This is a genomic window from Chromobacterium sp. CV08 (assembly GCF_051129845.1).
Classification (GTDB): domain Bacteria; phylum Pseudomonadota; class Gammaproteobacteria; order Burkholderiales; family Chromobacteriaceae; genus Chromobacterium.
Window position 1 is genome coordinate 4,819,277 of record NZ_CP150453.1, and the last position, 24,757, is coordinate 4,844,033.

Sequence of the window (24,757 nt, forward strand, 5' to 3'; positions counted from 1 at the left end):
GCAGGATATACCGATGCCTTCTTTACACGAGCGCCGCCGCTGGCTGCTGGACGGCGCGCGCGACACCACCCCGATGATGGTCGGCGCGGCGCCGTTCGGCGTGATCTTCGGCACGCTGGCCGTCGCCGCCGGCCTGTCGCCGGCCGCGACGGCGGCGATGTCGCTGCTGGTCTTCGCCGGCTCTTCGCAGTTCATCGCCGTCAGCCTGATCTCGGCCGGCGCGACCGCGCCGGTGATCTGGCTGACCACCTTCGTCGTCAATCTGCGCCACGCGCTGTACAGCGCGACGCTGCTGCCGCATGCGCGGACCTGGCCGCTGTCCTGGCGCTGGCCGCTGGCCTTCTGGCTGACCGACGAGACCTTCGCCGTCGTCGAGCACCGCTTCCGCAGCCTGGGCGCCGACGGCGGCCAGTGGTACTGGCTGGGCTCGTCGCTGGCGATGTATCTGAACTGGCAGCTGTGGACGCTGGCCGGCGTCGCGCTCGGGCGCTCGGTGCCGGGCCTGGACAGGCTGGGACTGGATTTCGCGATGGTGGCCACCTTCGCCGCCATCGTCGCGCCGCAGCTGAAGAAGCGGCCGACGCTGGCCGCCGCGGCGACCGCAGGCGCCGCCGCGCTGCTGGCGCGCGGCCTGCCGTACAAGCTGGACCTGATGCTGGCGGCACTGGCCGGCGTCGCCGCCGGCATGGCCGTCGAGGCCTGGAAACAAGGGGAGGCCGCATGAACGAATGGCAACACTGGGCGGCCATCGCCGGCATGCTGGCGGCCACGCTGGCGATACGCGCGAGCTTTCTGGTCTTCGGCCAGCGGCTGGCCTTCCCCGGCTGGCTGAACCGCGCGCTGCACTACGTGCCGGCGGCGGTGCTGTCGGCGCTGGTGGCGCCGATGGCGCTGGCCCCGGCCGGCAGCATCGACCTGTCCTGGCGCAACGCCTACCTGGTCGGCACCGTCGTCGCCATCGCCGTCGCCTGGAAGAACGGCAAGACGCTGCTGGCCATCGTCGTCAGCTTCGCCGTCTACGGCGCGCTGCGCTGGCTATAGATTGTAGGCCAGCACCAGGCCTATCATCAGCGGGGCCAGCCAGCGGCAGGCGACGCGCATCAGCGCGGCGGCCGGCGCCGACAGCCGCAGCTCGTCCCGCACCGCCGACCACGCCACCCGCCCGGCGAACAGCGCGGTGCCGATGCAGCCCAGCGGCAGCAGCACATTGGACGCGGCGTAGTCCATCAGTTCGAAGGCGTTGCGGCCGAACAGCTTGTAATCGGCCAGCGGGCCGAAGGACAGCGCCGCCGGGACGCCGGCCAGGAAGGCCAGCGCGGCGACCGCCAGCGTGGCCTTGCGCCTGCTCGCGCCGAACTCGTCTATCGGCAGGATGGCCACCACCTCCAGCAGCGACACCGCGGAGGTCAGCGCCGCCATCAGCAGCAAGGCGAAGAAGGCCGTCGCGAACAACTGGCCGTAGGGCAGATGGTTGAACACCACCGGCATCACCATATAGGTCAGGCCGGGGCCGGCCTGCGGGTTCAGCCCGAAGGCGTAGATCGCCGGGAAAATCATCAGACCGGCCAGCACCGAAGTCAGCGCGGTCAGTGCGGTCACCCACAGCGCCGAGTTGCCGAGCCGGGTATCCGGCCCCAGGTAGGAGCCGTAGGCCAGCATGCAGCCGGCGCCGACCGACAGCGAGAAGCAGGCCAGGCCCAGCGCCTCGACCAGCATCGCCGGCGTCAGCCTGGCGAAATCGGGCCGGAACAAGGCCTCGACGCCGGCCATCGCGCCGGGCAGCGTCAAGGCGCGCGCGATCAGGACCAGCATCAACAGGAACAGTAGCGGCATCAGCAGCTTGCCCGCCCGCTCTATGCCCTTCTGCACGCCGCCGGCCACCACCAGCAGCGTCAGGCCGGCGAACAGGCCGTGGCTCAGCAGCGCCTCGAACGGATCGCCGACGTAGCGGCCGAACAGCGTGCCCAAGGCGTTCACGTCGCCGCTCATCACCCGGCCGTCCAGCGCGCGCAGCAGATAGCCCAGCGTCCAGCCGCCGACGACGCTGTAGAAGGAGAACACCAGGAAGCAGCACAGCACGCCGCCGTAGCCCAGCAGCTTCCAGCGCGGCGAACCCAGCTTGGCGAACGCGCCGACCGCGCCGCAGCCGGCGGCCCGGCCCAGCGCCAGCTCGGCCTGCAGCAAGGCGAGGCCCAGGGTGAAGGTGAAGACCAGATAGACCAGCAGGAAGGCGCCGCCGCCGTTCATCGCGGTGACGTAGGGAAATTTCCAGATCGAGCCGAGGCCCACCGTGGCGCCGGCAGAAGCCAGAATGAAACCGAGGCGGGAACCCCATTGCGTGCGTGGCATGACAACTCCTGAGTTGAAACGATTTGCCGCCGCACGGGGATTAAGATACGACAAGGCCGCCCGTGACGGCGGCCTGGAAAGCGGATGTGAACACTCCTGGCGCGCCGGCTTAGCCGCGCCACCAAGCTTTTTTGGTCTTGAGTGCAATATTCCGCTTCATCATCGTTCAAGCATGCCGCTTAACGCCCCAAGGCGTCAAGCCCGGCATCGGCGCTCAGGCGCTCTCATTCGCCAGCCGGGCTTCGGCCGGCCGGGACTTTTTTAGCCTGAAGCCCACCCACAGCAGCGCCAGCCAGACCGGCAGCACGTAGACCGACACCGCCATGCCCGGCGTGAACAGCAGGATGCCGAGTATCATCACCATGAAGGCCAGGCAGAGCCAGTTCGACAGCGGGAACCAGAACGACGGGAACACCATCTTCTGGCCGGCCTTGGCCCGGCGGAACTTCAGATGGGTCAGGCTGATCATCGCCCAGTTGGTCACCAGCGCCGCCACGACCAGCGACATCAGGATGCCGAGCGCCTCGCCCGGCAGCAGGTAGTTCAGGATCACGCAGGCGAAGGTGGCGACGGCGGAGAACAGCGTGGCGTTGACCGGCACGCCGCGCTTGTCCAGCCGGCTCAGCGGCTTCGGCGCGTTGCCCTGCTGCGCCAGGCCGAACAGCATCCGGCTGGTCGCGTAGACGCAGCTGTTGTACACCGACAGCGCCGCCGTCAACACGACGAAGTTCAGCGCATGCGCGGTGAAGCCGGCGCCGATCTGCTGGAAGATCATCACGAAGGGGCTGCCGCCGGCGGCCACCTTGTTCCACGGGTAAAGCGACAGCAGCACCACCAGCGAGCCGATGTAGAAGATCAGGATGCGGTAGATCACCTGGTTCACGGCCTTGGGGATGGTCTTCTGCGGATCGGAAGCCTCGGCCGCGGTCATGCCTATCAGCTCCAGGCCGCCGAAGGAGAACATGATCACCGCCATCATCATGAACAGGCCGCCGAAACCGTGCGGGAAGAAGCCGCCGTCGTTCCACAGATTGCTGAACGAGGCCTGCGGGCCGCCGGTGCCGGACAGCAGCAGATAGCCGCCGAAGACGATCATGCCGACCACCGCCGCCACCTTGATCAGCGCGAACCAGAATTCGGTCTCGCCGTACGATTTGACGTTGGCGAGGTTGATGCCGTTGATGCAGACGAAGCACACCAGCGCCGTCAGCCAGGTCGGCACATGCGGCCACCAGTACTGGACATAGGCGCCGACCGCCGTCAGCTCGGCCATGCTGACCAGCACGTACAGCACCCAGTAGTTCCAGCCGGACAGGAAGCCGGCGAAGCTGCCCCAGTAGCGGTAGGCGAAGTGGCTGAACGAACCGGCCACCGGCTCCTCGGCCACCATCTCGCCCAGTTGGCGCATGATCAGGAAAGCGATGAATCCGGCGATGGCGTAGCCGAGTATCATCGAGGGGCCGGCCGCCTTCAGGACGCTGGCCGAGCCGAGGAACAGGCCGGTGCCGACCGCGCCGCCCAGCGCGATCAGCTGGATGTGGCGGTTTTTCAGCTCGCGCTGCAAACCGGTGTGGGCTTCGCTCACTATCAATTCTCCTTGTTGGACGGGCGGCGCTCGCCACCCGCGAAAGTGCTGCGACATCTAACCATCGCGGCCCCGGCAGCGTCAAACCCCCGTATCAAAATAAAATATCCAAATTATGACTTTTGGTTTTATTTTATTGATTAAATTCCACATTAATTAGAATTTATGTTGATAAATTGCCGAAACATCCGCCTCATCCTGCGAAATATGACCGCAGCCGCCCGATCGGCGGCAATCTCCTGCATTTTCCGCCGCCTCAGCGATAATCGTAGCGGCAGCGCATCTCGTCGAGCGGATTGCCGGCCGCCAATTCGCCGCCGCAGCTGCGTATGACCGCACAGGCGCTGTTGATCCCGGTCTGCACCGCGCCCTCGACCCAGCCGCCGGTGAAGGAGCTGCCGCAGCCGGCCAGGTAGACGCCGCAATCGTCGGCGCGGCCGGCCGACTGGAACTGGAAGAACAGATCGCGCGAATAGCCGTCCTCGCCCGGGTAGTTCAGCTTGAAGGCGCCGAGCGCGTTGGGATCCGAAATCCAGTCGTATTCCTGCACGTGGCGCTCGTAGTCGTCGTTCAGCGGCCGCAGATGCCGGGCGAACTCGGGATTGCATACCGCCAGGTCCTCGACCAGCCGCCGACAGCGCGCCGCCTTGCCGGCCAGCGCCAGCAGCTTGTGCGAGTCGTCCTCCCAGGTGTAGCTGATCAGCACCACGCCCCAGCCGTCCGGATCGTCCGGCTGGTAGTCCAGGCAGTACACGCCCTTGACCAGCGTGTCGGTCTGGATGTTGTGCGGCAGGCCGTGGTCCAGCCAGAATTTGCGCGGCGTCAGGATGAACAGCTTGGACGAGCCGACCAGATGGGTTTCGTTGATCGCGCGGCGGACGTCGGCGTCGAACCAGTGGCCGCCCTGGCTCAGCTTCAGGTTGACCTGCATCGAGCGGTTGGTGCAGGTGACGATCAGCCGGTCGAAGTCCAGCGCCCCGCCGTCGTCCAGCTGAACGCGTATCGCGCCGCCCTCGCGCGTCACCCCGTTCACCCTGGCGTGCCTGACCCGCTCCCCGACGCTTTGTCCGTCGAACACCTCGGCCGCCAGCCGGCCGGACAGCGCCGAGATGCCTTCCGGGATCAGCCGCTGATCGGTCTCCAGCGCGTTGACCACCAGCCGCATGATCTCGATGAAGGACGCCCGGAACACCGGCTGGAAGCCGCCGGAGCCGATGCCCAGCGAGCCGAACAGCTGGAAATCGTCGGGCTTGCACCAGCGCTCGCCGCCCGGCGGCCGCTCGCCACAGAAGATCCTGACCAGCGCCGAATAGAAGGACAGGTCGCCGCAGCTGTCCAGATACCGCTGCCACTCGCCTCGCGCCTCCTCGTAGCGGCCGTCGGCCAGCAGCGCGGTCAGCCGGTGCGGCGCGGCCAGCCTGACGCCGTTGTCCAGCTCGGCGCCTTCGTCGAGGAAGGCGCACCAGCCCCGGTGTACGCGCTGGAACAAGGCCGGCGGCGACTGGTTGGCGGCCCAGGCATAGCCGCGGCCGCGGTAGTGGATTTCGGTGTCGACGACGCCCGGGTCCGGAAAGACCGAGCTGGTGGCGATGCCGAAGCGACGCAGATAATGGAACATCCCGACCTCGCTGGGCGGAAAACGCATCGCGCCGAGCTCGGCGACGAAGCGCGGCTGTTCGGCGCAAAACGCCTTGGTATAGGCGCGGCCGCCGATGCGGCCGGGCTCCGCCTCCAGCAGCGTCACGTCGCTCGCGCCGGCGCGCAACAACTCGTAGGCGGCCACCAGTCCGCTGATGCCGGCACCGACGATGCCTATCCTGGCGCCGGCGGCTTCGGCGGGCAGCCGGCCGATGCCGGCTTCGGCCGATTCGAGAAAGGCGCCATAGTCGTACAACTGGTCAATGAAGGCGAAATGCCTTTCCGGCTTGGGCGTGAACGGCTGCATGCGTTTCCTCTCGATCGAATGGCGTGGTCTGGTGGGCGGCCTGCGGCTGCGCCCGATACCCGAATAGCATAACATCGCTTCCAGTCGGAAATATTCGGTTACCTGCGGTGACAAACGGAAAACACAACTGTTGCAACTGTTTATCGATAATCGCAGTCGAAGACATCAGTGACCAGTGCGTCGCTTTCAGGGAGAGAACAATGAAACAACCGTTATTGATCGCCGGCCTGCTCGGCGGCGGCATCGCGCTCGGCGCGGTCGGCGTGGCCGGCATCCAGGCGCTGAAATCGTCCAAGGCGGAAACCGCCGCCGTCGCCAGCGCCCCGCTGGCCCAGGCCTCCGCTCCCGCCGTGCAGGCGCTGGCGCCTAGCGCCGCCTCGACGGTGGCCGTCCAGCCGGCGTCGCAACCGGTCGCCGTCGCCGCCGCACCCGCCGCCCCGCCCAAACCGGTCCACGCGACCCACGCACGCATCCTGTCGGTGACACCTATCCGCGAAGCCGGCACCGAGCCCAAGCAGGTCTGCCACCAGGAACAGGTGGTGCATCAGGCGCCGGTGCAGGATGAGAATCGCATCGCCGGCTCGGTGATAGGCGGCGTCGTCGGCGGCCTGCTCGGCAATCAGGTCGGCGGCGGCAACGGCAAGAAGGCCGCCACCGTGATCGGCGCGCTGGCCGGCGGCTACGCCGGCAACCGCGTGCAGGAAGGCATGCAGCAGCGCGACCAGGTGACGGGCACCCGCACCGTCTGCAATACCGAGGACGTGAAGACCGAGAAGATCGTCGGCTACAATGTGCGCTACTCGCTGGACGGCAAGACCGGCACCGTGCGCATGGACCAGAAGCCGAAGGGCAAGACGCTGCCGGCCAAGGACGGCAAGCTGCTGGTCTGATCGCCCGGATCAGCCAACGACAAGGCCCGGCATCGCCGGGCCTTTTCCGTGTCAGGCCGCCGCCCGCCTCGCGGCGCCGGCGCGCTGCCGCTCGGCCACCTTCTCCGCCTCCTCCGGCGGTCCGAACAGCACGGTCAGCCGATCGCGCCAGCCGTCGGCGCGCCAGGCCTCGGCCAGCATGTCGCGCCACTCGACCACGCTGACCCACAGCGGATTGAAGCTGTCGACCGGCTTGACCGTGCCGTAGTCGCACGGCACATCGTCCAGTTCCTCGACATAGCTGCCGAACATCCGGTCCCAGATCACCAGCACCCCGGCGTAGTTGTGGTCGATGTAGCGCGGGTTCTTCGCGTGGTGGCCGCGGTGTATCGACGGCGTGTTGAACACGTATTCCAGCCAGCCCAGCTTGGGCGAGGCCTGGGTATGGACGAAGAACTGGAAGGCCAGGTTCAGCAGCACCACCGCCACCACCTGTTCGGGCGGGAAGCCTATCCAGGCCAGCGGCAGCCAGAACGCCCACATGCCGGCCAGCGGATACATCAGGCTCTGGCGGAAGGCGGTGGTGAAATTCATCCGCGTCGAGCTGTGATGGACGCTGTGCGCCGCCCACAGCCAGCGGACGCGGTGGCTGACGCGGTGGAACCAGTAGTAGAGGAAGTCCTGGCCGAGGAACAGCAGGAAGAAGCCCAGCCAGCTGGCGGGGAAGTCCAGCAGCCGGTGGTGCTGATAGATCCAGCCGTACAAGGGCAGCACCAGCACCCAGGCCAGCTTGTCGGCGCCCTGGTGCAGCAGGCCCAGCGCCGCGCTGCACAGCGAGTCACGCCAGTCGTAGCGGGCCAGCCGGCCCTGGCGCCGGAACAGCCACAGCTCCCAGGCGACGAAGAGCAGGAAGACCGGCGCCAGCGCCAGCAATATCAGTTCAACCGGAAATTTCATCGCGACCCACCACAGAGCAAACACTTGATTGGAGTTTAGGCTCTATACCGGGCGCGCTGTCAATCTCCGCCGCCGACCCGGCGAGCTTTCCCCTCCGGCTGTGGCGGGAAAGCCATATCGGGCGGCCGCGCGGCTCAGCCGCGGCGGGCCATCAGCGCCGCCAGCGACGCGTCGCGCTCGGCCCAGACACGGGCCACGCTCTGGCGCTCGCCGAGGCGCCGCAGATAGTCGGAACAGCCTTCCATCCGCTGCGTCATGTCCTCGCCGAGAAAACCCTGGCTCAAGCGCGCCACCACCGGCAGGATGCCGGCGGCGCTGAGATCGGCGAAGCTGAAGTCCTCGCCGGCCAGCCACGGCCGGCGCTGAGCCAGCTTGGCCACCGCGCCTATGCCGCGCGCCACCGCCAGGCGGATCTCCTCGGCCTGTTCCGGCTCCGGCCGCGTGCCTTTCAGCATGTGACGGATCAGCGGACTGGCCGGCAGCATCACGTACAGCTCCAGCATCGCCGTCAGCTCGCGCGCCAGCGCGCGGCCGTTCGGCGTCGGCGGCAGCAGCGAGGCGGTCGGATAGGCGTCCTCCAGCCATTCCAGTATCACCGTCGACTCCGCCAGCGGATGGCCGTTGATCTCGACGAAGGGAATCTTGCCCATCGGGCTCTTTTCCAGCAGTTCCTCCTCCTGCGACGGAGTGGTCACCACTTCCTGGAAATTGACGCCCTTCTCCAGCAAGGCGATCTTCACCTTGTTGTAGTAGGGCGACAGCGGAATACCGTGCAGTCTGATCATGCCGTCTCCATGGGAAATGCGCGGGAGCGGGCCGGCCCGGCCCGGCGGCCCGCCCGCCGGATCATAGCCCCTTATTTGGCCAGCGTCAGGCTTTTCTGCTGCAGCAGCCTGCGGATTTGCGGCAGCATTTGCTGCGCCGCTTTCTCGCCTTCCAGTATCGCCTGGTTGCGGGCGTCGAAATCGGCGGAGCCGATATTGAGCACATTCGGGTGGATCACCACGTCGGCCTGCTGCAGCTCCTGCGTCAGCGCCGGGCCGTTCATGATGCTCAGGCTCTGGTCCAGCATCGACAGGAAGCCGGTGGCGCGACCGCTCTTCGGTCGGCCGGTGATGTCGACGGCGATGACGAACTGGCCGCCCATCTCGCGCGCGGCGCTGACCGGCACCGGGCTGACCAGGCCGCCGTCGACATAGCTCTTGTTGCCTATCTTCACCGGCAGGAAGACGTTGGGGATGCTGGCGGAGGCGCGCACCGCCTGGCCGGTGTTGCCGATGCGGAACACCACCTTGCGGCCGGTGTCCAGTTCGGTCGCCACCGCGGCGAACGGCTTGCTCAGCTTCTCCAGCGGACGGTTGCCGACCTGGGCGTTGATCCAGTTCTGCAGCTTCTCGCCCTTGATCACGCCCTTGGTCGACAGCGTCCAGTCGGTCAGATCGGCCTGGTCGAGCGCGATCGCGCGCTGCTGCAGCTGCATGCCGTTGAGGCCGGACGCGTACAGGCTGCCGACCACGCTGCCGGCGCTGGTGCCGACGACGATGTCGGGCACGATGCCGGCGCCTTCCAGCACCTTGATCACGCCGATGTGGGCGAAGCCCTTGACCGCGCCGCCGCCGAGCGCCAGCGCGATCCTGGGCCGGGCCGCCTGTTGCGGCTGCGGCGTCGGCATCATCGTGGAGTTGCAAGCCGCCAGCAGCGCGGCGGCGCCGGCCAGCAGGACCGGACGCAAAATGTTTCTGCTTATCATGATTCCATCAGACTTTCAGTACAGGCGGCCGGCGGCGTCGTCGGCCGTCACAACAGGCGCATCCAGCATCACATAATTCAGTTGACGCGCGCCCTCCAATTCGAAATGCCATTCGCCGTGGACCGTCATGCCCATCCGGCGGTAGAACGCGATCGCGCGCTCGTTGCGGTGCCATACCGTCAGCCACAGCCGCGGCTGGCCGGGCAGCGAGGCCGCCCACTGCCGCGCCGCCATCGTCAGGCGCCGCCCCAGGCCGCGCCCGGTATGGCCCTCCATCAGATAGAGCCGCTCCATTTCCAGCGCGGGGCCGTCGAAACCGTCGCAGGGACTGTCCCGCTTCAGCTGCACATAGCCGAGCAGATGGCCGTCCAATTCGACCACCAGCAGCCGGCGCGACGGATCGGCGATCAGCGCCGCCAGCGTCGCCGGCGTGAACGCGTCGAACACGTAATCGGCCAGCGCCTGGCGGACGCCGTCCACAGCGTAGGTGTTCAGCCACACCTGAATGGACAAGGCGGCGAGACAAGCGGCGTCGTCCGGACGCGCGGCGCGGATCTCCCCTTCCATCGCGGTTCTCCCGATCGCGCCGCCTATTCGGCCCGCGGCGCCTTCTTGACGAACTCGATCACCTGCCGGCCGTCGTCGCTCATCTTGGCCAGCTTCTTGCCGGTGCCCTTCCAGGCGTGGCCGTACACCACCTCGTAGCTGGCCGGCAGCTTGCCGTCGCGGCGATGCTGCTCATAGGCCTGCTCGACATTGCGCCAGGCCTGCTTGCCCATCAGGCCGCGGCCGCGGCCGGCGGTGGCGTTGTGCGCGCCTATCGCCTTCAGGTCCCGCATCGCGCTCTTGGCGTCGTCGTAGGTCAGCACGATCTTTTCCATGTCCATCACCGGCTCGGCGAAGCCTGCGCGCATCAGCGCGTCGCCGATGTCGTGCATGTCGATGAACTGGTTGACGTGGGTGGCGCCGTCGACGCCGGAGAAGGCCGCCCGCAACTCGAACAGCGTGTCCGGCCCCAGCGTCGAGAACATCAGCAGGCCGTCCGGCTTCAGCACCCGGCGCATCTCGGCGAACATCCGGTCCGGCTCGTTGATCCACTGTATGGTCAGATTGGACCAGATCATGTCGACGCTGGCGTCGGCCAGCGGCAGCCGCTCGATGTCGGCGTTGATCTGCCACGGCAGGCTGGGCTTGAACAGCTTCTTCAGCAGGCCGTCGCCGGCGCGGCCGCGCTCGCGCGAGGCCAGCAGCATCGCATGCGCCAGGTCCAGCTCGACGACGCGCGCCTGCGGATAGCGCCGCCTGAGCTCGGCCGCGCCGTAGCCGGTGCCGGCGCCGGCGTCGAGGATCACCGCCGGCTGGTGCTTGATGTAGTCGAGCCGTTCCGCCATGCGGTCGGACACCTCGCGCTGCAGCACCGCCGCGGAGTCGTAGCTGGCCGCGGCCTTCTCGAACGAGGCGCGCACCCGCGCCTTGTCGGTGTAAAACGCTTCACTCATGCCTGCTTTTCCAGATGCTCGGCAAGCGCGCGCACGAAGTCCTGTTCATGCGACAGGAAGGGGGCGTGCGAGGCCTGCGGGAATTCGTAAAGGACGGCGTCGGCCAGGGCCGCGGCCAGCCAGCGGCCGGCGCCGATCGGGGTGATGGCGTCGCGCGCGCCGCAGAACAGCGCCGTCGGGCAGCGGATGTCGGCGGCCAACGCGCGCGCGTCGGCCTCCAGCAGCAAGCGCAACGCCGGCAGCAGGCCCTGCGGCCGGCCGTGGGCGAACAGCTCGCCGCGCAGCGCCTTCAGGGTGTCGCGCGCGGCCGGCGCGCCCATCATCTGCAGCGCGAGAAAACGCTCCAGCGTCTGCTCGAACGCGGTGTCCAGGCTTTGCGCGACGGCCTCTATCGCCTTGCGTTCCTGCGCGTGCGGCCAGCTCTCGTCGCGGACGAAGCGCGGACTGGTGGCCGCCAGCGCCAGGCTCCTGATCTTGTCCGGATGACGCGCCGCCCAGTGCTGGGCGATCAAGCCGCCCAGCGACCAGCCCAGCAGATGGACCGGCAACGGAAAATGCGCGTCCAGCAGATCGGCGACCGCGTCGGCGTCGAAGCGCGACAGCGCCGGCGAGGCGCCGTGGCCGGGCAGATCCACCAGGTGGACGCAGTAGCGGTCGGCCAGCTGCGCGGCCACACGGGCGAACACGCCGCCGTGCAGGCCCCAGCCGTGCAGCATCACCACGTCCGGGCCCCGGCCCAGCGTTTCGACAAACAGATTCATGAACGGACAAATTGGGCGAAAACCTTATTTTCGCAAGAGTGCGATACGAAAGAAACCTCCGAAGCCGGCTTCTTCGTCGTGAATGCGTTGCAATTTGGTGACGGCGACGATGTCGCCCAGCCGGCGGTTGACGTCGGTGGCCACCGCCCGCGCCAGCAGATTGCCGGCGCGGCGCCACAGCGGGGCGCGCGCGCCGTCAGGCAGGAATTTGTCGAACACCGCCACGCGGCCGCCGGGCTTCAGCACCCGCTCGACCTCGAGCAGGCAGGCGCGCGGGTCCGGCACCACCGCCAGCGCCAGGTGCAGCACCACCGCGTCGAAGCTGGCGTCGGCAAAATCCAGCCGTTGCGCGTCCATCTCGCGCGCATCGACGTCCAGCCCCAGCTTGGCCGCGCGCCCGCGCAGCGTCGCCAGCATGCCCGGCGCGATGTCGATGGCGCTCAGATGGCGGCAGCGCACCAGAAAGTCGAGATCCAGGCCGGTGCCGGCGCAGACCAGCAGCACGCGCTCCTCGGGCTGCGGGTTCAACAGGCCCAGCGAGCGGCGGCGGTGGGCGGCGAAGCCCTGCGCCAGCTTGTCGTACAGCGGCGCGTACAGATCGTAGCGCCAGCGGTTGAGGCGGTTGGCCCAGTCACGCGGCATCGCGGATTTCCTGCTCGAAGCGCGCCAGCCTCGCCCAGTCCAGCCCCCAGGCCGGCGCCGGCGCGGCGAAGTAGAAGCCCTGCAGCTTGGCGCAGCCCATTTCCCGCAGCATCGCCAGCTGGCTGCCGGTCTCGACGCCCTCGGCCACGACGTCCAGGTCCAGCGCGCGCGCCAGCGCCAGGATGGCGCGGACGATGGCCGCCGACTCCTCCTTGCGGTCCAGGTCGAACACGAAGGACTGGTCTATCTTCAGCACGTCGAAACGGTAGCGGTGCAGATAGGACAGCGCCGAGTAGCCGGTGCCGAAATCGTCCAGCGCCAGCCTGACGCCCAGGCTGTGCAAGGCCTGCATAGTCGTCGCGGCGGTCTCCGGCTGGTCTATCAGCGCGCTCTCGGTGATTTCCAGGTGCAGCATCGCCGGCGGCAGCTGGTAATGGGCGATGCGGCCGCCTATCCAGCCGGCCAGGTCCGGATCGTGGAAATTGGCCGACGACAGATTGATGTGCAGCGCGATGTCCTCTCCGACCTGGCCTTCGGCGCGCCAGGCCTGCAGCTGGGCGCAGGCGGCGTTGACCATGTAGCGGTCCAGCCGGGTGATCAGCCCGCTCTCCTCGGCCATAGGCAGGAACAGCGCCGGCGAGATCAGCCCGCGCTGCGGATGCTGCCAGCGCACCAGCGCCTCGAAGCCGGCCAGCTTGCCGTTGCCGGCGTCGATGAAGGGCTGGTAGTACGGGATCAGCTGGCCTTCCTCCTCCAGCGCGCGCCTGAGCTCGCTCTCCAGCGCCAGCTGGTCGGCCTGGTCTATGCGCAGCTGGTGGCTGAACAGCGTATAGCCCTGGCGGCCCTGCTGCTTGGTGCAATACATCGCGTGGTCGGCGTCGCGCAGCAGATCCTCGGCCTTGCGGTAGTGCTCGCGGTCGGCCAGCACCACGCCGACGCTGGCGGTGGAGAACACCTCGCGTCCGGCCAGGATCACCGGTCGCTCGAACTCGCTGACGATGCGGCGGGCGATGGCCTCGCATTCCTCTACCGCGTCCATGCCGAACATCAGCACGGCGAACTCGTCGCCGCCCAGCCGGGCCAGGAAATCGTAATGGCGCAGGCAGGCGCGGATGCGGGCGCCGGCCTCGAACAGCAGATGGTCGCCGGCCAGATGGCCCAGCGTGTCGTTGACCAGCTTGAAGCGGTCCAGATCGATGAAGACCACGGCGAAACGGTCGCCGCTGCCCGCCAGATAGGCGTCCCAGGCGCGGCGCAGCGCCTTGGCCAGATAGCTGCGGTTCGGCAGCTTGGTCAACGGATCGTGCAGGCTGTCGAACTCCAGCTGGGCGTTGACCGCGTCCAGCTCGCTGGTGCGCTCGCGCACCCGCTGCTCCAGCTCGGCGTAGGCCAGCTGCAGGCTTTCCAGCGCGCGCACCCGCGCCAGCGCGGTGCCGATGTTGTTGGCGACGAACTCCAGCACTTCCTGATCGCGGAAGTTGTACACCACGTCGCTCTCGTAGCTCTGCACCGCCAGCACGCCCAGCAACTCGTGGCCGCAATACAGCGGCACGCCCAGCCAGCTTTTCGGCCGGACGGCGCCGTCGTCGTCGTCGCCGGCGCCGACGTCGCTGCCGTACGGGTCGATCAGCAGCGGCCGGCCGCTGTGCAGCACCTGCTCGATATAGCCCTTGCCGGGCTTGCGCGGCTGCAGCGACTGCGCATGCTCGTCGGCGCAGTACGGAAAGGCGATGCGGTCGTTGACGCTGTCGTACAGCGCCACCAGGCAGTTGCGTGCCGCCACCATCTCCGACAGCAGCCGGTGCAGGCCGCTGAGGAAGGCCTCCAGCGACAGGCTGGTATTGGACAGCTCGGCGATGCGGAACAGCACGTCCTGGAATTTCTCGGCGCGCTTGCGGCCGGACACCTCGGCCCGCAGCCTGGCGTTGGCGCCCTCGAGCTCGCTGGTGCGCAGCCACACCTGCCGCTCCAGCTGGCTGCGGTACAGTACCCGGTCCAGCGCGAAGCCGACGTGGCGCGCGGCGAACATGAACAGCAGCTGCTCGGCCGACGAAAACGGCGTCTGCTCGTCGTACAGCTGCAGCACCACCGCGCCGATCAGATTGCCGGCGGCGTTGACCAGCGGCGCCCCCATCCAGAACGACGCCGGCAGCAGCGGCTGGGCCAGCTCGTGCTGCCGGCAGATTTCCAGGATGCGCTCGCGGGTCAGCACCATGGGCTTGCCGCCGCGTATCAGCCAGGCGGTCAGCGAGCTGTTGGCGCCATTGACCGGAAACACGGCATCGGGCGCCGGCGGCGCCGGATCATGCAGGTCGACATAGAACGGAAAGCGCAGCGTGGCGCATTCCTCGTCGTACAGCGCGATGTAGAAATTGCTGGCGTCCATCAGCCGCGACATCAGCCGGTGCAGCCTGGGCAGTATCCGCTCCAGGCTGGCGCCCTCGCCGGCCAGCAGGCTGATCTCCAGCATCGTCTCGTTGGCGACGCGGGCGGCGGCCTGCTCGGCGCGCAGCACCGCGCAATGGAGGTGGCCGGTCAGCAAGGCGGCGATATCGGCCACCGCCTCCGGCGCGCGGCCGCGCCACACCAGCCAGCCCAGCAGTTGGCCGGCGGCCGTCAGTTCCAGCGCACCGCCGTCCGGGCCGGGCAGCCGGCCGTTTTCCAGCGCGTCGGCCGCCGGCAAGCCGGCTGCGGCGCCGCAGGCGGCAAGTTGACGCCAGACCACGCCCTCCCGGCACCACACCGCGGCGGCCGACAGTCCGCCGGTTTGCTGCAGCATGGCCAAGGCCCGCCCCGCGGCCTGCTCCGGGGTTTCCAGATATTCAGCCGTGCTCATCATGTCATTATCGTAGTACGAGTTAGCCGGAAAATCCGCGCCCGACCCCGCGGCCCCCTTCCCCAGGGACCGGCCGCCCCAGCCTGTTTGCAGGCTCGATAGACAAAAGCCCGGAGCGGACTCCGGGCTTGGGTCGTCACAGTAGCAAGCTCATGCCACGACGGCTCCCGCCTCGGGCGGGAGTCAGGCTTCGGCCAACAGCAGCATGGCGTCCAGCAGCGCGTCCAGCTGCGCCGGCTCATGGCGCGCCGACAGCGAGATCCGCAGACGGGCGCCGTTCTCCGGCACCGTCGGCGGACGGATCGCGGGCACCCAATAGCCCTGCTGCCGCAAGCCATGAGCCAATTTCATGGCGCGGGCATCGCTGCCTATGATAAATGGTTGGATCGGGGTGCGGGAAGCCCCCGACGAGAAACGGCTGCCGGCCAGCCGTTCGCGGCAGCGCGCCACCAGCCGCGCCAGCCTCTCGCGCCGGTCTTCGCCGTCGGCGATCAGCCTCAGGCTGGCCGGCACCGCGGCCGCCAAGGCCGGCGGCTGGGCGGTGCTGAAGACATAGGTCCGGCCGCGGTTCAGCAGCCACTCCACCAAGGGACGCGCACCGGCGACGAAGGCGCCGGCGAGGCCGGCCGCCTTGCCCAGCGTGGCCATATAGATCAGCCGCTCGCTGGACAGATCGTGTTCGGCCAGCGCGCCGCGGCCATGGCCCAGCACGCCGAAACCGTGGGCGTCGTCGACGTAGAGCCAGGCGTCGAAGCGCTCGGCCAGCGCCAGCAGCGCCGGCAGCGGCGCCTCGTCGCCGTCCATGCTGTACACGGCGTCCACCGCGATCAGCTTGGTGCCGGCCCGGCTGGCGGACAGCAGCTGCTCCAGATGGTCGAGGTCGTTGTGGCGGAAGCGCTGGAAATCGGCGCGCGACAGCAGACAGCCGTCGTTCAGCGACGCATGGTTCAGCTTGTCGGCGAAGACCGCGTCGCCGCGGCCGACCAGGCTGGTGATCACCGCCAGGTTGGCGGCGTAGCCGGAGCCGAACAACAGCGCCGCCTCGCGGCCGACGAAGCGGGCCAGTTCCTCCTCGGCCTCGTGGTGGGCCCGGCTGTGGCCGGTCAGCAGATGGGAGGCGCCGCTGCCCGCCCCCCACCGGTCGGCGCCCTGCTGCAGCGCGCGCACCAGCGACGGATGGTCGGCCAGGCCGAGATAGTCGTTGCTCGCAAAAGACAGGTATTCCTCGCCGTCGACGACGATCTCGACGCCCTGCGGCGATTCGAGCGTCGCCCTTTGGCGGAGGCGGTGGCTGGCGTCCAGTTCCAGCAATGCTGCGGACAGGTCTTGCAGGCGCATGGCGGGTTGCACTCTTTTACGTTGTTGACCAAACCGCGGCAGCGGGCCGCCCCGGCACGACACACTATATATATGTTTCCATTTAAGACCACTGCGTGGAATTGCTAATGTTTTTTACAGCGCCTGCAGATCCAGCTTGGCCATCAGCGACTGGTCGGCCAGCACGTCCGGATTGCCGGTGGTCAGCAGCTTGTCGCCGTAGAAAATCGAGTTGGCGCCGGCCAGGAAGCACAGCGCCTGGGTCGCCTCGTCCATTTCGCGCCGGCCGGCCGACAGGCGCACATAGCTTTTCGGCATCGTGATGCGCGCCGCGGCGATGGTGCGGACGAACTCGGTCCAGTCCAGCCGCTCGGCGCCCTCGAGCGGCGTGCCGATCACCTGCACCAGATTGTTGACCGGCACCGACTCCGGCTGCGGGTCCAGATTGGCCAGCTGGGCGATCAGGCCGGCGCGGTCACGACGGGTCTCGTTCATGCCGACGATACCGCCGCAGCATACCGACAGTCCAGCCCGGCGAACCTTGCCAAGCGTGTCCAGCCTGTCCTCGTACTCGCGGGTCTGGATGATGTCGGCGTACTTGTCCGGCGCGGTGTCCAGATTGTGGTTGTAGTAATCGAGGCCGGCGTCCTTCAGCTTCTCCGCCTGGCCGTCGCGCAGCAGGCCGAAGGTCGCGCAGGTCTCCATGCCCAGCGCCTTCACCTCGCTGACCATGCGCAGCGTCTGCTCCAGATCGGCGTCCTTCGGACCGCGCCAGGCGGCGCCCATGCAGAAGCGGCCGGCGCCGTTGGCCTTGGCCTGGCGCGCGGCGGCCACCACCTCGTCCACCGTCATCATCGGCTGATCGGCCACCGGCGTGTCGTGGTGCACCGATTGCGGGCAATAGCCGCAGTCCTCCGGACAGCCGCCGGTCTTGATCGACACCAGCGTCGACAGCTGCACCCGGGTCGGGTCGAAGAACTGGCGATGGATTTCGGCGGCGCGGAACACCAGCTCCATGAAAGGCAGGCCGAGCAGCGCCTCCACCTCCTCCACGCTCCAGTTGGCCTGTTCCGGGTGCGGCCGGGACGGACGCTTGAACTCCATCGTTGCAGAATGCATCGTATGCTCCATTACCGTTGGTCATTGTGATGAAGGACCTGCCGGTCCGTCACCCTGCCCGCTTGGGCAGGCCGGCAAAATCTTGGAGCGAGAGCGCGATGCTGTCAAACCTGATATCGCCATTAATTGACAACTGCTCAATTTTTAATCAATCATGCGTCTTGTGCGGCGCGTCCGACGCCCGCGGCGGCCTGTGCCGCGGCTGCCGCGGCATGCTGCCGGCGCTGCCGGCCGAACACTGCCCCCGCTGCGCCGAACCGACGCTCGGCGGCGTCTGTTGCGGCCACTGCCAGCGGCGCGCGCCGGCCTTCGACGCGCTACACGTTCCTTATCTGTTTGGCTACCCCCTGAACGGACTGATATACGCGTTCAAGTACGGCCGGCGCTTACAATTGGCCGGTGTCCTGGCAGGTCTGCTCAGCGATTTCGCCCGTTGTCAAGCCCCGTCATACGACCTTGTCATTCCCGTTCCATTGGCAAATGAAAGACTTGCGGAAAGAGGCTTCAATCAGAGTTCCGAGCTCGCCCGGGCGTTCGCTGTTACAATAAACAGCCGTTTTTCGGAGCGCATGTGTTGGCGAAAATGCAACACATCGCCGCAAGCCTCGCTCGGCCGCGACGAAAGACTGCGAAACGTGCGTCATGCATTCGGCGTAAAACGCCGCTGCGACGGGCTTTCCATTGCCATCATCGACGATGTCGCCACCAGTGGCGCCACCCTGTCCTCGCTCGCTCTCGAGCTGAAAAAACAGGGGGCAAAACGGGTCGACGGATGGGTGCTTGCCCGGGCGTTTTCCCCAAAAACTTGACCAAGATTTTGATTCCTTGGAACAATCCAGCCTGCCAACGATGTTCACTGTTGTTCTATTTCAGCCGGAAATTCCGCCCAACACGGGCAATGTGATTCGTTTATGTGCCAACACCGGCTGTGAACTGCATCTGGTCAAACCGATGGGCTTCCCGCTTGAGGATGCCAAGTTGCGGCGCGCAGGACTCGATTACCACGAGTATGCCCGCGTCGTCGTCCACGAAGATTGGTCCGCCTGCCTGCGGGCGCTTCAGGGACGACGGATATTCGCCGCGACGACGAGGGGCGCCACGCGCCATGACCGGATTTCCTACCAACCCGGGGACGTATTTTTGTTCGGTCCCGAATCCCGCGGCTTGCCGCAAGATGTGCTGGCTGCCCTGCCGGCGCAACAACGGATTCGCTTGCCGATGCGTCCCGAGTCGAGAAGTCTCAATCTCTCCAATGCTGTCGCCGTGACGGTATTCGAGGCTTGGCGCCAGCTCGATTTCGCCGGGGGGGTATAGCGGTTCGCAAGGTTGGCCCAACAGCATAGGGAGGTTTATGCAACCTGTACTCCGATGGCTGTGGCTTCTATTTGTCAGTCTCGTGCTTGTGGCCTGTTCCACCGTGAAGACGGCCAGTGCCACAAACCAGTCGGCGTCGCCGACCAACAAGAAGTCCGTCGCCAAAAACGGAGCTTATTTCCAGAACGACGGTCCGGCCGATCATATCCCGGTCAACCTGAATCTGGTCCCCGATGCCGTGCCGCAGGACGAGCCGCTGATCAAGTCGGCCAACCTGCCCTACTCGGCGCTGGGGATGAGCTTCCGTCCCGATGTGCGTGAAAAGCCTTATCACGCCACCGGCCGTGCCTCATGGTACGGCAAGCAGTTCCATGGACGCAGGACGTCCTCGGGCGAACGCTACGACATGTTCGCCATGACCGCAGCGCATCCGACGCTGCCGATCCCGAGCTATGCCCGGGTGACCAACTTGACCAACGGCAAGTCGGTGGTGGTCCGCGTCAACGACCGCGGTCCGTTCCACAAGAGCCGATTGATGGATCTGTCGTACGCAGCCGCCTACAAGCTCGGCTTCATCAAGCAGGGCAGCGCCAAGATCGCGATCGATCGCGTCTGGCCGGCCGCCGACAATACCTACTCCGCGTCCGCGCAGCCGGCCACCCAGCCGGTAGCCCGCGAATTGCGTGCCGGCGACAATCCGAAGTACCTGCAGCTGGGTTCGTTCAGCACGCTGGCCAACGCCGAGGCGCTGCTGCAGAGGACGCTGGACGAACTGGACGACAAGTACGATTCCAAGCTCGGCATCGTCAACCAGCAGGGGGTGTACAAGGTGCGGCTTGGGCCGTTCCCGTCGGACGAGGCGGTGCGCAGCGCCGCCGAGAACCTGCACGTGGAGACCGTGATCACCAGCCTGTAATGGCTGTCAGCTGAACCGTATGGCAAAGGGCGAAAGGCGAAGGATGCATCCTTCGCCTTTTTTCATGCCCGTCCGATGGGCGCCTCGAACGGGCGCCAAGAAAAAGCCCCGACCTCGGGGCCGGGGCAATGCCTGGATACCAATGATTCAGGCCCCGCTCAGGGAGCCAAGCGGGAGGTGTGAACACCTGCTGCTTAGGCGGGGGACCCGATTCAAAGTTCCTGCCCGGCGATGTCGTCCGCCGGCGGCAGCGCGTCGAACCAGCCCTTGACCACCTGCTCCACCTCGTCGACGCCGGCCTTCTTCAGGCTGGAGAACATCTGCACGCTGACGGCCGGGTAGTCGGCCAGCTCGCGCTTCACCAGCGCCAGCACCTTGCTCTGCTCCTGGCGCGACAGCTTGTCGGCCTTGGACAACAGGATGTGCACTGGACGCCGCGCCTCGCGGAAAAATTCCAACATTCTGCGATCCAGGTCCTTTAATGGATGACGAGCGTCCATAATCAACAGAAGGCCGATCAGGCTCTGCCGGGTCTGCAGGTAGCGGCCCAGCAGCTCCACCCAGTGGGCCCGCACCGCTTCCGGCACCTCGGCGTAACCGTAGCCGGGCAGGTCCACCAGAAAGCATTCGTCGCCCAGCTCGAAGAAGTTGATGTGCTGGGTCCGGCCGGGCGTCTTGGAGACGTAGGCGAGCCGGGTGCGGTTGGCCAGCGTGTTGATGGCGCTGGACTTGCCGGCATTGGAGCGGCCGACGAAGGCGACCTCGGCGCGGGTGGCCGGCAGGTCCTTCATATGGTTGACGGTGGTATAAAAACGGGCGTTCTGAAAAATCGACATGGTAGTAAGGTTGAAATCAGTTGGTATAGAATAACAGGTTTGGAATTGCTACTTTTACAGATATTTTAGGGATCCCCCCTAAAGGAGCGACCATGAGACGTAAAATGCTGTTGGCGATGGCAACCCTGATCCTGGCCGGCAATGCGCTGGCGGCGGCACCGGAGACGAAGGGGGACCCGGCGAAAGGCAAGCCGATCGCCGAGACGGTCTGTGCAGCCTGCCACGGTCCGGACGGCAACAGCGCGGCGGCGACCTACCCGGCGCTGGCTGGTCAGAATCCGCATTATCTGTATAGCCAACTGCAGGCGTTCAAGAAGGGCGAGCGCAAGGAACCGACGATGCTGGGCATGACGGCCACGCTGTCCGACGACGACATGCGCAATCTGGCCGCCTACTTCAGCCAGCAGAAGCCGAAGGACCGCGAGGCCGCCGACAAGGCGCAGATGCCGCTGGGGGCCAGGATCTACCGCGTCGGCAACGCCGCCAGCCACGTGCCCGCCTGTATGGCCTGCCACGGACCGGCCGGCAAGGGCCTGCCCGACCAGTTCCCCCGCCTGGGCAGCCAGCACGCCGCCTACGTCGCCAAGCAGCTGGCCGACTTCAAGGCCGGCACCACCCGCAAGAACTCCATCATGGCCGACATCGCCAGCCGGATGACCGACGCCGAAATGAAGGCGGTGGCCGAGTACATCTCCGGCCTGCGTTGATTCCCGCCATGCCGGCCGCCGCGCTGCATCCGCACCCGCCGCTGACGCGCAGCCCGGCAGGCCGCCGCAACTTCGCCGCTCAGGCGCGCTCAAAAGGGAAGCTCCAGGCGGGCTTCCCTTTTTGCCTATCCGAAAATGAAAAACCAACACCGTCATTCCATCCGCCACGCGCTGTACGAACTGCTCAGCTCGATGCGCTTCGCCATCGGCCTGCTGACGATACTGGCGATCGCCTCCATCATCGGCACCGTGCTGAAGCAGAACGAGCCCTATCCGAACTACGCGTTTGAATTCGGCCAGTTCTGGTTCCAGGTATTCGAACAGCTGGGATTGTACGACGTCTACCATTCCGCCTGGTTCCTGACCATCCTGGCCTTCCTGATGCTGTCGACCACGCTGTGCATCATCCGCAACGGTCCCGGCTTCATCCACCAGATCCGCGGCTATCGCGAAAAGGCCAGCGACGCCTCGCTGGCAGCGATGTCGCACAGCCAGGCCTTCGCCGCCGAAGCCGCCGCGCCGGCGCCGCTGCTGGCCTATCTGCAATCGCAGGGCTTCCGCTGGCGCGAGGCCGAACGCGGCGACGGCCGACTGATCGCCGCCAAGAAGGGCGCGGCCGGCAAGCTCGGCTATTTCTGCGCCCACGCCGCGCTGGTGGTCATCTGCATAGGCGGCCTGCTGGACGGCAATCTGCCGCTGAAGCTGGCCGAGCTGGCCGGCCGCGTGGTGCCGGAGACCCGCGACCTGCCGCAAAGCCAGATTCCGGCGCCCAGCCGGCTGTCGGCCGGCAATCTGTCCTTCCGCGGCAACGTCAACGTCGCCGAGGGCAAGAGCGCCGACGTCATCTTCCTGAACGCCGGCAACGGCTATCTGGTGCAGGAGCTGCCCTTCATCGTCACGCTGAAGAAATTCCACGTCGACTACTACAGCAACGGCATGCCCAAGCTGTTCGCCAGCGACATCGCCGTCACCGACAAGGCGAGCGGCAAGGTCACCGAGGCGACGGTCAAGGTCAATCATCCGCTGATCGTCGACGGCATCGCCATCTACCAGGCCTCCTTCGGCGACGGCGGCTCGCCGCTGCGGCTCAAGGCCTGGAACCTGGCCGCGCCGCAAAGCGCGCCGGTGCCGCTCTCCGGCGTGTCGATGGCCAGCCAGCCGCTGCGCGCCAACGGCAAGGACTACGCGCTGGAATTCGGCGAGCTCAGGGTGTTCAACATCGAGAACGTCGGCAAGCCGGGCGAGGCCGATCCCTCGCTGCGCCAGCGCATGCACGACGCCCGCGAGGTCAAGCAGACCCACGAGCTGAAGAACTTCGGCCCGTCCATCGCCTTCAAGCTGCGCGACGCCCAGGGCCAGGCAGTGGAATACGTCAACTATATGTCGCCGATAGAGCAGGACGGCGCCAGCTATATGATGGCCGGCATGCGCAAGACGCCGGCCGATCCGTTCCAGTACCTGCGCCTGCCGCTGGACGACGACATGAAGCTGGACCGCTTCATGCGCCTGTACGCCGCGCTGCGCGACCCGTCGCTGTACGAGGAGATCGCCGCGCGCGCCACCCGCAAGGCGCGCCAGGGCGGCGTCATCGACGAGAAGCTGGCCCGCCAGTTCGGCGACAGCGTCAAGGGCGTGCTGCAGCGCTTCGCCCAGGGCGGCTTCGACGGGCTGGAGCAGTTCCTGGACCAGAGGGTGCCGGCCGACAAGCGCCAGGCGGTGGCGCAGACCTACATCAAGATACTGCAAGGCGCGGTGATAGACGTGATGGCGGTGGCCGACGACAAGGCCGGCGCCAAGCCGCTGGCCGCCGACGCCGTACACTACCGCTTCCTGCTGGACGGCCTGGTCGCCGCCAGCGGCCTGCAGGACTACGGCGCGCCGGTGCTGCTGCAGCTGGAGGGCTTCGACCAGGTGCAGTCCTCGGGCCTGCAGCTGACCCGCTCGCCGGGCAAGGCGCTGGTCTACCTGGGCTCGGTCTTGCTGGTGCTCGGCATCGTGCTAATGTTCTATGTGCGTGAACTGCGGCTGTGGATACGCCTGGACGGCCGCCAGGTGCGGGTGGCGATGGCCTCGAACCGCCACAACAGCGATCTGGACCGCGACTTCCAGCGTCATCTCGACGCGATCAAACAGCTGACACGGGGAATATGATGGAACTGGCTACCACGACATTCGAACGCCTGCCGCTGTGGCGCCGGCTGGACCGCCGCGACTGGGCGTACGCGCTGCTGATCGCCGTCGCCGCCGGCTACGCCTTCGGCCTCTACCACCACGCGATGGACGGCTACGAGCAGGCGATACTGGCCGGCTCGGCGCTGGGGCTGATCGCGCTGGGCTGGTTCTGGAAAGCCTGGCGCTGGTATTTCCCGCTCTCCGGCGCGCTGGCGCTGCTCGGCGTCCAGCTGTACCAGCACGATCTGGCCCGCGGCCAAAGCGCGTTCTGGCTCAAATACGTACTGGCCAGCCAGTCCGCCATCATGTGGATGTGCACGCTGTTCTTCCTGGCCACGGCCGTGTACTGGACCAGTCTGGCCCGGCGCTCGGCCACGCTGTACAGGATGGGCGCCGGCCTGACCTGGGCGGCGGCGACGATGGGACTGACCGGCCTGTTCGTGCGCTGGTACGAGAGCTATCTGATCGCGCCCGACGTCGGCCACATCCCGGTGTCCAATCTGTACGAGGTCTTCGTGCTGTTCACGCTGATCACCTCGCTGATGTATCTGTACTACCAGGCCAAGTTCGCCGCCGGCCCGGCCGGCGCGCTGGTGCTGCCGGTGGTCAGCGCCGCGGTCGGCTTCATCCTGTGGTACAGCCTGGACCGCCAGGCGCACGGCATCCAGCCGCTGATCCCGGCGCTGCAGTCGTGGTGGATGAAGATACACGTGCCGGCCAACTTCGTCGGCTACGGCGCCTTCTCGCTGGCGGCGATGCTCGGCGTCGGCGAGCTCTTGGTGCAGAAGGGCTGGCTGAAGGACCGCCTGCCGCCGGCCGAGGTGCTGGACGAGATGATGTACAAGGCGATCTCGGTCGGCTTCCTGTTCTTCACCATCGCCACGATACTGGGCGCGATGTGGGCGGCCGACGCCTGGGGCGGCTACTGGAGCTGGGACCCGAAGGAGACCTGGGCGCTGATCGTCTGGCTGAATTACGCCGCCTGGCTGCACATCCGGCTGGTCAAGGGCTGGCGCGGCGCGCCGCTGGCCTGGTGGGCGGTGATAGGCCTCGTCGTCACCACCTTCGCCTTCCTCGGCGTCAATATGTTCCTGTCCGGCCTGCATTCCTACGGCGGGCTGTGACGAGCATCGCGCCAACTCCGGGCCCGGCCGAAGCGCCGGGCCTTTTGCATTTTCCCTGC

General features: G+C 67.0%; 23 protein-coding genes. 9 read left to right on the forward strand and 14 right to left on the reverse strand.

What is annotated here, in order from left to right:
* Positions 1-13: 13 nt before the first annotated feature.
* Complete coding sequence (locus tag WNM05_RS22105) at positions 14-724, forward strand: AzlC family ABC transporter permease (protein ID WP_434631163.1); 711 nt, start codon at positions 14-16, stop codon at positions 722-724.
* Positions 721-1,041 (forward strand): AzlD domain-containing protein, encoded by a 321-nt coding sequence (locus tag WNM05_RS22110; protein WP_434631166.1) that lies wholly within the window; start codon positions 721-723, stop codon positions 1,039-1,041. Before WNM05_RS22105 ends, WNM05_RS22110 begins: the two co-directional genes overlap by 4 nt.
* Here the strand turns inward: WNM05_RS22110 and WNM05_RS22115 are convergent.
* The 3 genes from WNM05_RS22115 to WNM05_RS22125 form a co-directional block, all read right to left on the reverse strand.
* Positions 1,036-2,349, reverse strand: coding sequence for a sodium-dependent transporter (locus WNM05_RS22115; protein WP_434631167.1), 1,314 nt, complete (start codon positions 2,347-2,349; stop codon positions 1,036-1,038). The genes WNM05_RS22110 and WNM05_RS22115 overlap by 6 nt on opposite strands.
* A gap of 214 nt (positions 2,350-2,563) precedes the next feature.
* Positions 2,564-3,934 carry an amino acid permease gene (locus tag WNM05_RS22120; RefSeq protein ID WP_434631170.1) on the reverse strand — a complete coding sequence of 457 codons (1,371 nt, stop codon included), beginning with the start codon at positions 3,932-3,934 and terminating at the stop codon, positions 2,564-2,566.
* 256 nt (positions 3,935-4,190) lie between these two features.
* Positions 4,191-5,879 carry an NAD(P)/FAD-dependent oxidoreductase gene (locus WNM05_RS22125; RefSeq protein WP_434631173.1) on the reverse strand — a complete coding sequence of 563 codons (1,689 nt, stop codon included), beginning with the start codon at positions 5,877-5,879 and terminating at the stop codon, positions 4,191-4,193.
* A 200-nt stretch (positions 5,880-6,079) separates the two neighbouring features.
* On the opposite strand from WNM05_RS22125, the gene WNM05_RS22130 reads away from it, so the two are divergent.
* Complete coding sequence (locus WNM05_RS22130) at positions 6,080-6,769, forward strand: glycine zipper 2TM domain-containing protein (protein WP_434631176.1); 690 nt, start codon at positions 6,080-6,082, stop codon at positions 6,767-6,769.
* A gap of 51 nt (positions 6,770-6,820) precedes the next feature.
* Here WNM05_RS22130 and WNM05_RS22135 read toward each other — a convergent pair whose 3' ends face one another.
* The 10 genes from WNM05_RS22135 to bioB all read right to left on the reverse strand — a co-directional run bounded on the left by WNM05_RS22135 (position 6,821) and on the right by bioB (position 17,629).
* Entirely contained in the window at positions 6,821-7,705 is an 885-nt protein-coding gene (locus WNM05_RS22135; RefSeq protein ID WP_434631178.1) for a sterol desaturase family protein, read from the reverse strand.
* Between the two features lie 134 nt (positions 7,706-7,839).
* A complete protein-coding gene (locus WNM05_RS22140; protein ID WP_434631181.1) occupies positions 7,840-8,490 on the reverse strand; it encodes a glutathione S-transferase family protein in 651 nt (216 codons plus the stop codon).
* A 71-nt stretch (positions 8,491-8,561) separates the two neighbouring features.
* Positions 8,562-9,455, reverse strand: coding sequence for a patatin-like phospholipase family protein (locus WNM05_RS22145; protein WP_434631184.1), 894 nt, complete (start codon positions 9,453-9,455; stop codon positions 8,562-8,564).
* 15 nt (positions 9,456-9,470) lie between these two features.
* Positions 9,471-10,022 (reverse strand): GNAT family N-acetyltransferase, encoded by a 552-nt coding sequence (locus WNM05_RS22150; protein WP_434631187.1) that lies wholly within the window; start codon positions 10,020-10,022, stop codon positions 9,471-9,473.
* A 23-nt stretch (positions 10,023-10,045) separates the two neighbouring features.
* Entirely contained in the window at positions 10,046-10,954 is a 909-nt protein-coding gene (bioC, locus tag WNM05_RS22155) for a malonyl-ACP O-methyltransferase BioC (protein ID WP_434631190.1), read from the reverse strand.
* Positions 10,951-11,715 (reverse strand): pimeloyl-ACP methyl ester esterase BioH, encoded by a 765-nt coding sequence (gene bioH / locus WNM05_RS22160; protein ID WP_434631192.1) that lies wholly within the window; start codon positions 11,713-11,715, stop codon positions 10,951-10,953. The genes bioC and bioH overlap by 4 nt, the downstream gene beginning before the upstream one ends.
* A 24-nt stretch (positions 11,716-11,739) precedes the next feature.
* Positions 11,740-12,357: a class I SAM-dependent methyltransferase gene (locus WNM05_RS22165; RefSeq protein ID WP_434631195.1), complete on the reverse strand. Its 618-nt coding sequence runs from the start codon at positions 12,355-12,357 to the stop codon at positions 11,740-11,742.
* Positions 12,347-15,196, reverse strand: a complete 2,850-nt coding sequence (locus WNM05_RS22170) for an EAL domain-containing protein (protein ID WP_434631197.1) — start codon at positions 15,194-15,196, stop codon at positions 12,347-12,349. Before WNM05_RS22170 ends, WNM05_RS22165 begins: the two co-directional genes overlap by 11 nt.
* Before the next feature lie 180 nt (positions 15,197-15,376).
* Positions 15,377-16,531, reverse strand: coding sequence for an 8-amino-7-oxononanoate synthase (gene bioF, locus WNM05_RS22175; RefSeq protein WP_434631200.1), 1,155 nt, complete (start codon positions 16,529-16,531; stop codon positions 15,377-15,379).
* A gap of 114 nt (positions 16,532-16,645) precedes the next feature.
* The gene (gene bioB, locus WNM05_RS22180) at positions 16,646-17,629 is read right to left on the reverse strand and encodes a biotin synthase BioB (RefSeq protein ID WP_434631203.1); all 984 of its coding nucleotides are present in this window, start codon (positions 17,627-17,629) and stop codon (positions 16,646-16,648) included.
* 98 nt (positions 17,630-17,727) lie between these two features.
* On the opposite strand from bioB, the gene WNM05_RS22185 reads away from it, so the two are divergent.
* The 3 genes from WNM05_RS22185 to WNM05_RS22195 all read left to right on the forward strand — a co-directional run bounded on the left by WNM05_RS22185 (position 17,728) and on the right by WNM05_RS22195 (position 19,859).
* Positions 17,728-18,438, forward strand: a complete 711-nt coding sequence (locus tag WNM05_RS22185; protein WP_434631205.1) for a ComF family protein — start codon at positions 17,728-17,730, stop codon at positions 18,436-18,438.
* Positions 18,439-18,478: 40 nt separating this feature from the next.
* Positions 18,479-18,943: a tRNA (uridine(34)/cytosine(34)/5-carboxymethylaminomethyluridine(34)-2'-O)-methyltransferase TrmL gene (gene trmL / locus WNM05_RS22190; RefSeq protein WP_101709969.1), complete on the forward strand. Its 465-nt coding sequence runs from the start codon at positions 18,479-18,481 to the stop codon at positions 18,941-18,943.
* A gap of 103 nt (positions 18,944-19,046) precedes the next feature.
* A complete protein-coding gene (locus WNM05_RS22195; protein ID WP_434631208.1) occupies positions 19,047-19,859 on the forward strand; it encodes a septal ring lytic transglycosylase RlpA family protein in 813 nt (270 codons plus the stop codon).
* Between the two features lie 212 nt (positions 19,860-20,071).
* On the opposite strand, the gene yihA is transcribed toward WNM05_RS22195, so the two are convergent.
* Positions 20,072-20,695, reverse strand: a complete 624-nt coding sequence (gene yihA / locus WNM05_RS22200) for a ribosome biogenesis GTP-binding protein YihA/YsxC (protein ID WP_434631211.1) — start codon at positions 20,693-20,695, stop codon at positions 20,072-20,074.
* A gap of 92 nt (positions 20,696-20,787) precedes the next feature.
* Here yihA and WNM05_RS22205 point away from each other — a divergent pair, with 92 nt between their 5' ends.
* From WNM05_RS22205 to ccsB, 3 genes are all read left to right on the forward strand, one after another.
* Positions 20,788-21,402 (forward strand): c-type cytochrome, encoded by a 615-nt coding sequence (locus WNM05_RS22205; RefSeq protein WP_434631214.1) that lies wholly within the window; start codon positions 20,788-20,790, stop codon positions 21,400-21,402.
* Positions 21,403-21,537: 135 nt separating this feature from the next.
* A complete protein-coding gene (locus tag WNM05_RS22210) occupies positions 21,538-23,553 on the forward strand; it encodes a cytochrome c biogenesis protein ResB (RefSeq protein ID WP_434631217.1) in 2,016 nt (671 codons plus the stop codon).
* A complete protein-coding gene (gene ccsB / locus WNM05_RS22215; RefSeq protein WP_434631220.1) occupies positions 23,553-24,698 on the forward strand; it encodes a c-type cytochrome biogenesis protein CcsB in 1,146 nt (381 codons plus the stop codon). The genes WNM05_RS22210 and ccsB overlap by 1 nt, the downstream gene beginning before the upstream one ends.
* Positions 24,699-24,757 lie beyond the last annotated feature (59 nt).

Excerpts from the sequence above, each read along its gene's own strand:
- WNM05_RS22105 (WP_434631163.1), top strand. The coding sequence starts at position 14 with ATGCCTTCTTTACACGAGCGCCGCCGCTGGCTGCTGGACGGCGCGCGC.
- WNM05_RS22110 (WP_434631166.1), top strand. The coding sequence starts at position 721 with ATGAACGAATGGCAACACTGGGCGGCCATCGCCGGCATGCTGGCGGCC.
- WNM05_RS22115 (WP_434631167.1), bottom strand. The coding sequence starts at position 2,349 with ATGCCACGCACGCAATGGGGTTCCCGCCTCGGTTTCATTCTGGCTTCT.
- WNM05_RS22125 (WP_434631173.1), bottom strand. The coding sequence starts at position 5,879 with ATGCAGCCGTTCACGCCCAAGCCGGAAAGGCATTTCGCCTTCATTGAC.
- WNM05_RS22130 (WP_434631176.1), top strand. The coding sequence starts at position 6,080 with ATGAAACAACCGTTATTGATCGCCGGCCTGCTCGGCGGCGGCATCGCG.
- WNM05_RS22135 (WP_434631178.1), bottom strand. The coding sequence starts at position 7,705 with ATGAAATTTCCGGTTGAACTGATATTGCTGGCGCTGGCGCCGGTCTTC.
- WNM05_RS22140 (WP_434631181.1), bottom strand. The coding sequence starts at position 8,490 with ATGATCAGACTGCACGGTATTCCGCTGTCGCCCTACTACAACAAGGTG.
- WNM05_RS22145 (WP_434631184.1), bottom strand. The coding sequence starts at position 9,455 with ATGATAAGCAGAAACATTTTGCGTCCGGTCCTGCTGGCCGGCGCCGCC.
- WNM05_RS22150 (WP_434631187.1), bottom strand. The coding sequence starts at position 10,022 with ATGGAAGGGGAGATCCGCGCCGCGCGTCCGGACGACGCCGCTTGTCTC.
- bioC (WP_434631190.1), bottom strand. The coding sequence starts at position 10,954 with ATGAGTGAAGCGTTTTACACCGACAAGGCGCGGGTGCGCGCCTCGTTC.
- bioH (WP_434631192.1), bottom strand. The coding sequence starts at position 11,715 with ATGAATCTGTTTGTCGAAACGCTGGGCCGGGGCCCGGACGTGGTGATG.
- WNM05_RS22165 (WP_434631195.1), bottom strand. The coding sequence starts at position 12,357 with ATGCCGCGTGACTGGGCCAACCGCCTCAACCGCTGGCGCTACGATCTG.
- WNM05_RS22170 (WP_434631197.1), bottom strand. The coding sequence starts at position 15,196 with ATGATGAGCACGGCTGAATATCTGGAAACCCCGGAGCAGGCCGCGGGG.
- bioF (WP_434631200.1), bottom strand. The coding sequence starts at position 16,531 with ATGCGCCTGCAAGACCTGTCCGCAGCATTGCTGGAACTGGACGCCAGC.
- bioB (WP_434631203.1), bottom strand. The coding sequence starts at position 17,629 with ATGCATTCTGCAACGATGGAGTTCAAGCGTCCGTCCCGGCCGCACCCG.
- WNM05_RS22185 (WP_434631205.1), top strand. The coding sequence starts at position 17,728 with ATGCTGTCAAACCTGATATCGCCATTAATTGACAACTGCTCAATTTTT.
- trmL (WP_101709969.1), top strand. The coding sequence starts at position 18,479 with ATGTTCACTGTTGTTCTATTTCAGCCGGAAATTCCGCCCAACACGGGC.
- yihA (WP_434631211.1), bottom strand. The coding sequence starts at position 20,695 with ATGTCGATTTTTCAGAACGCCCGTTTTTATACCACCGTCAACCATATG.
- WNM05_RS22205 (WP_434631214.1), top strand. The coding sequence starts at position 20,788 with ATGAGACGTAAAATGCTGTTGGCGATGGCAACCCTGATCCTGGCCGGC.
- WNM05_RS22210 (WP_434631217.1), top strand. The coding sequence starts at position 21,538 with ATGAAAAACCAACACCGTCATTCCATCCGCCACGCGCTGTACGAACTG.
- ccsB (WP_434631220.1), top strand. The coding sequence starts at position 23,553 with ATGGAACTGGCTACCACGACATTCGAACGCCTGCCGCTGTGGCGCCGG.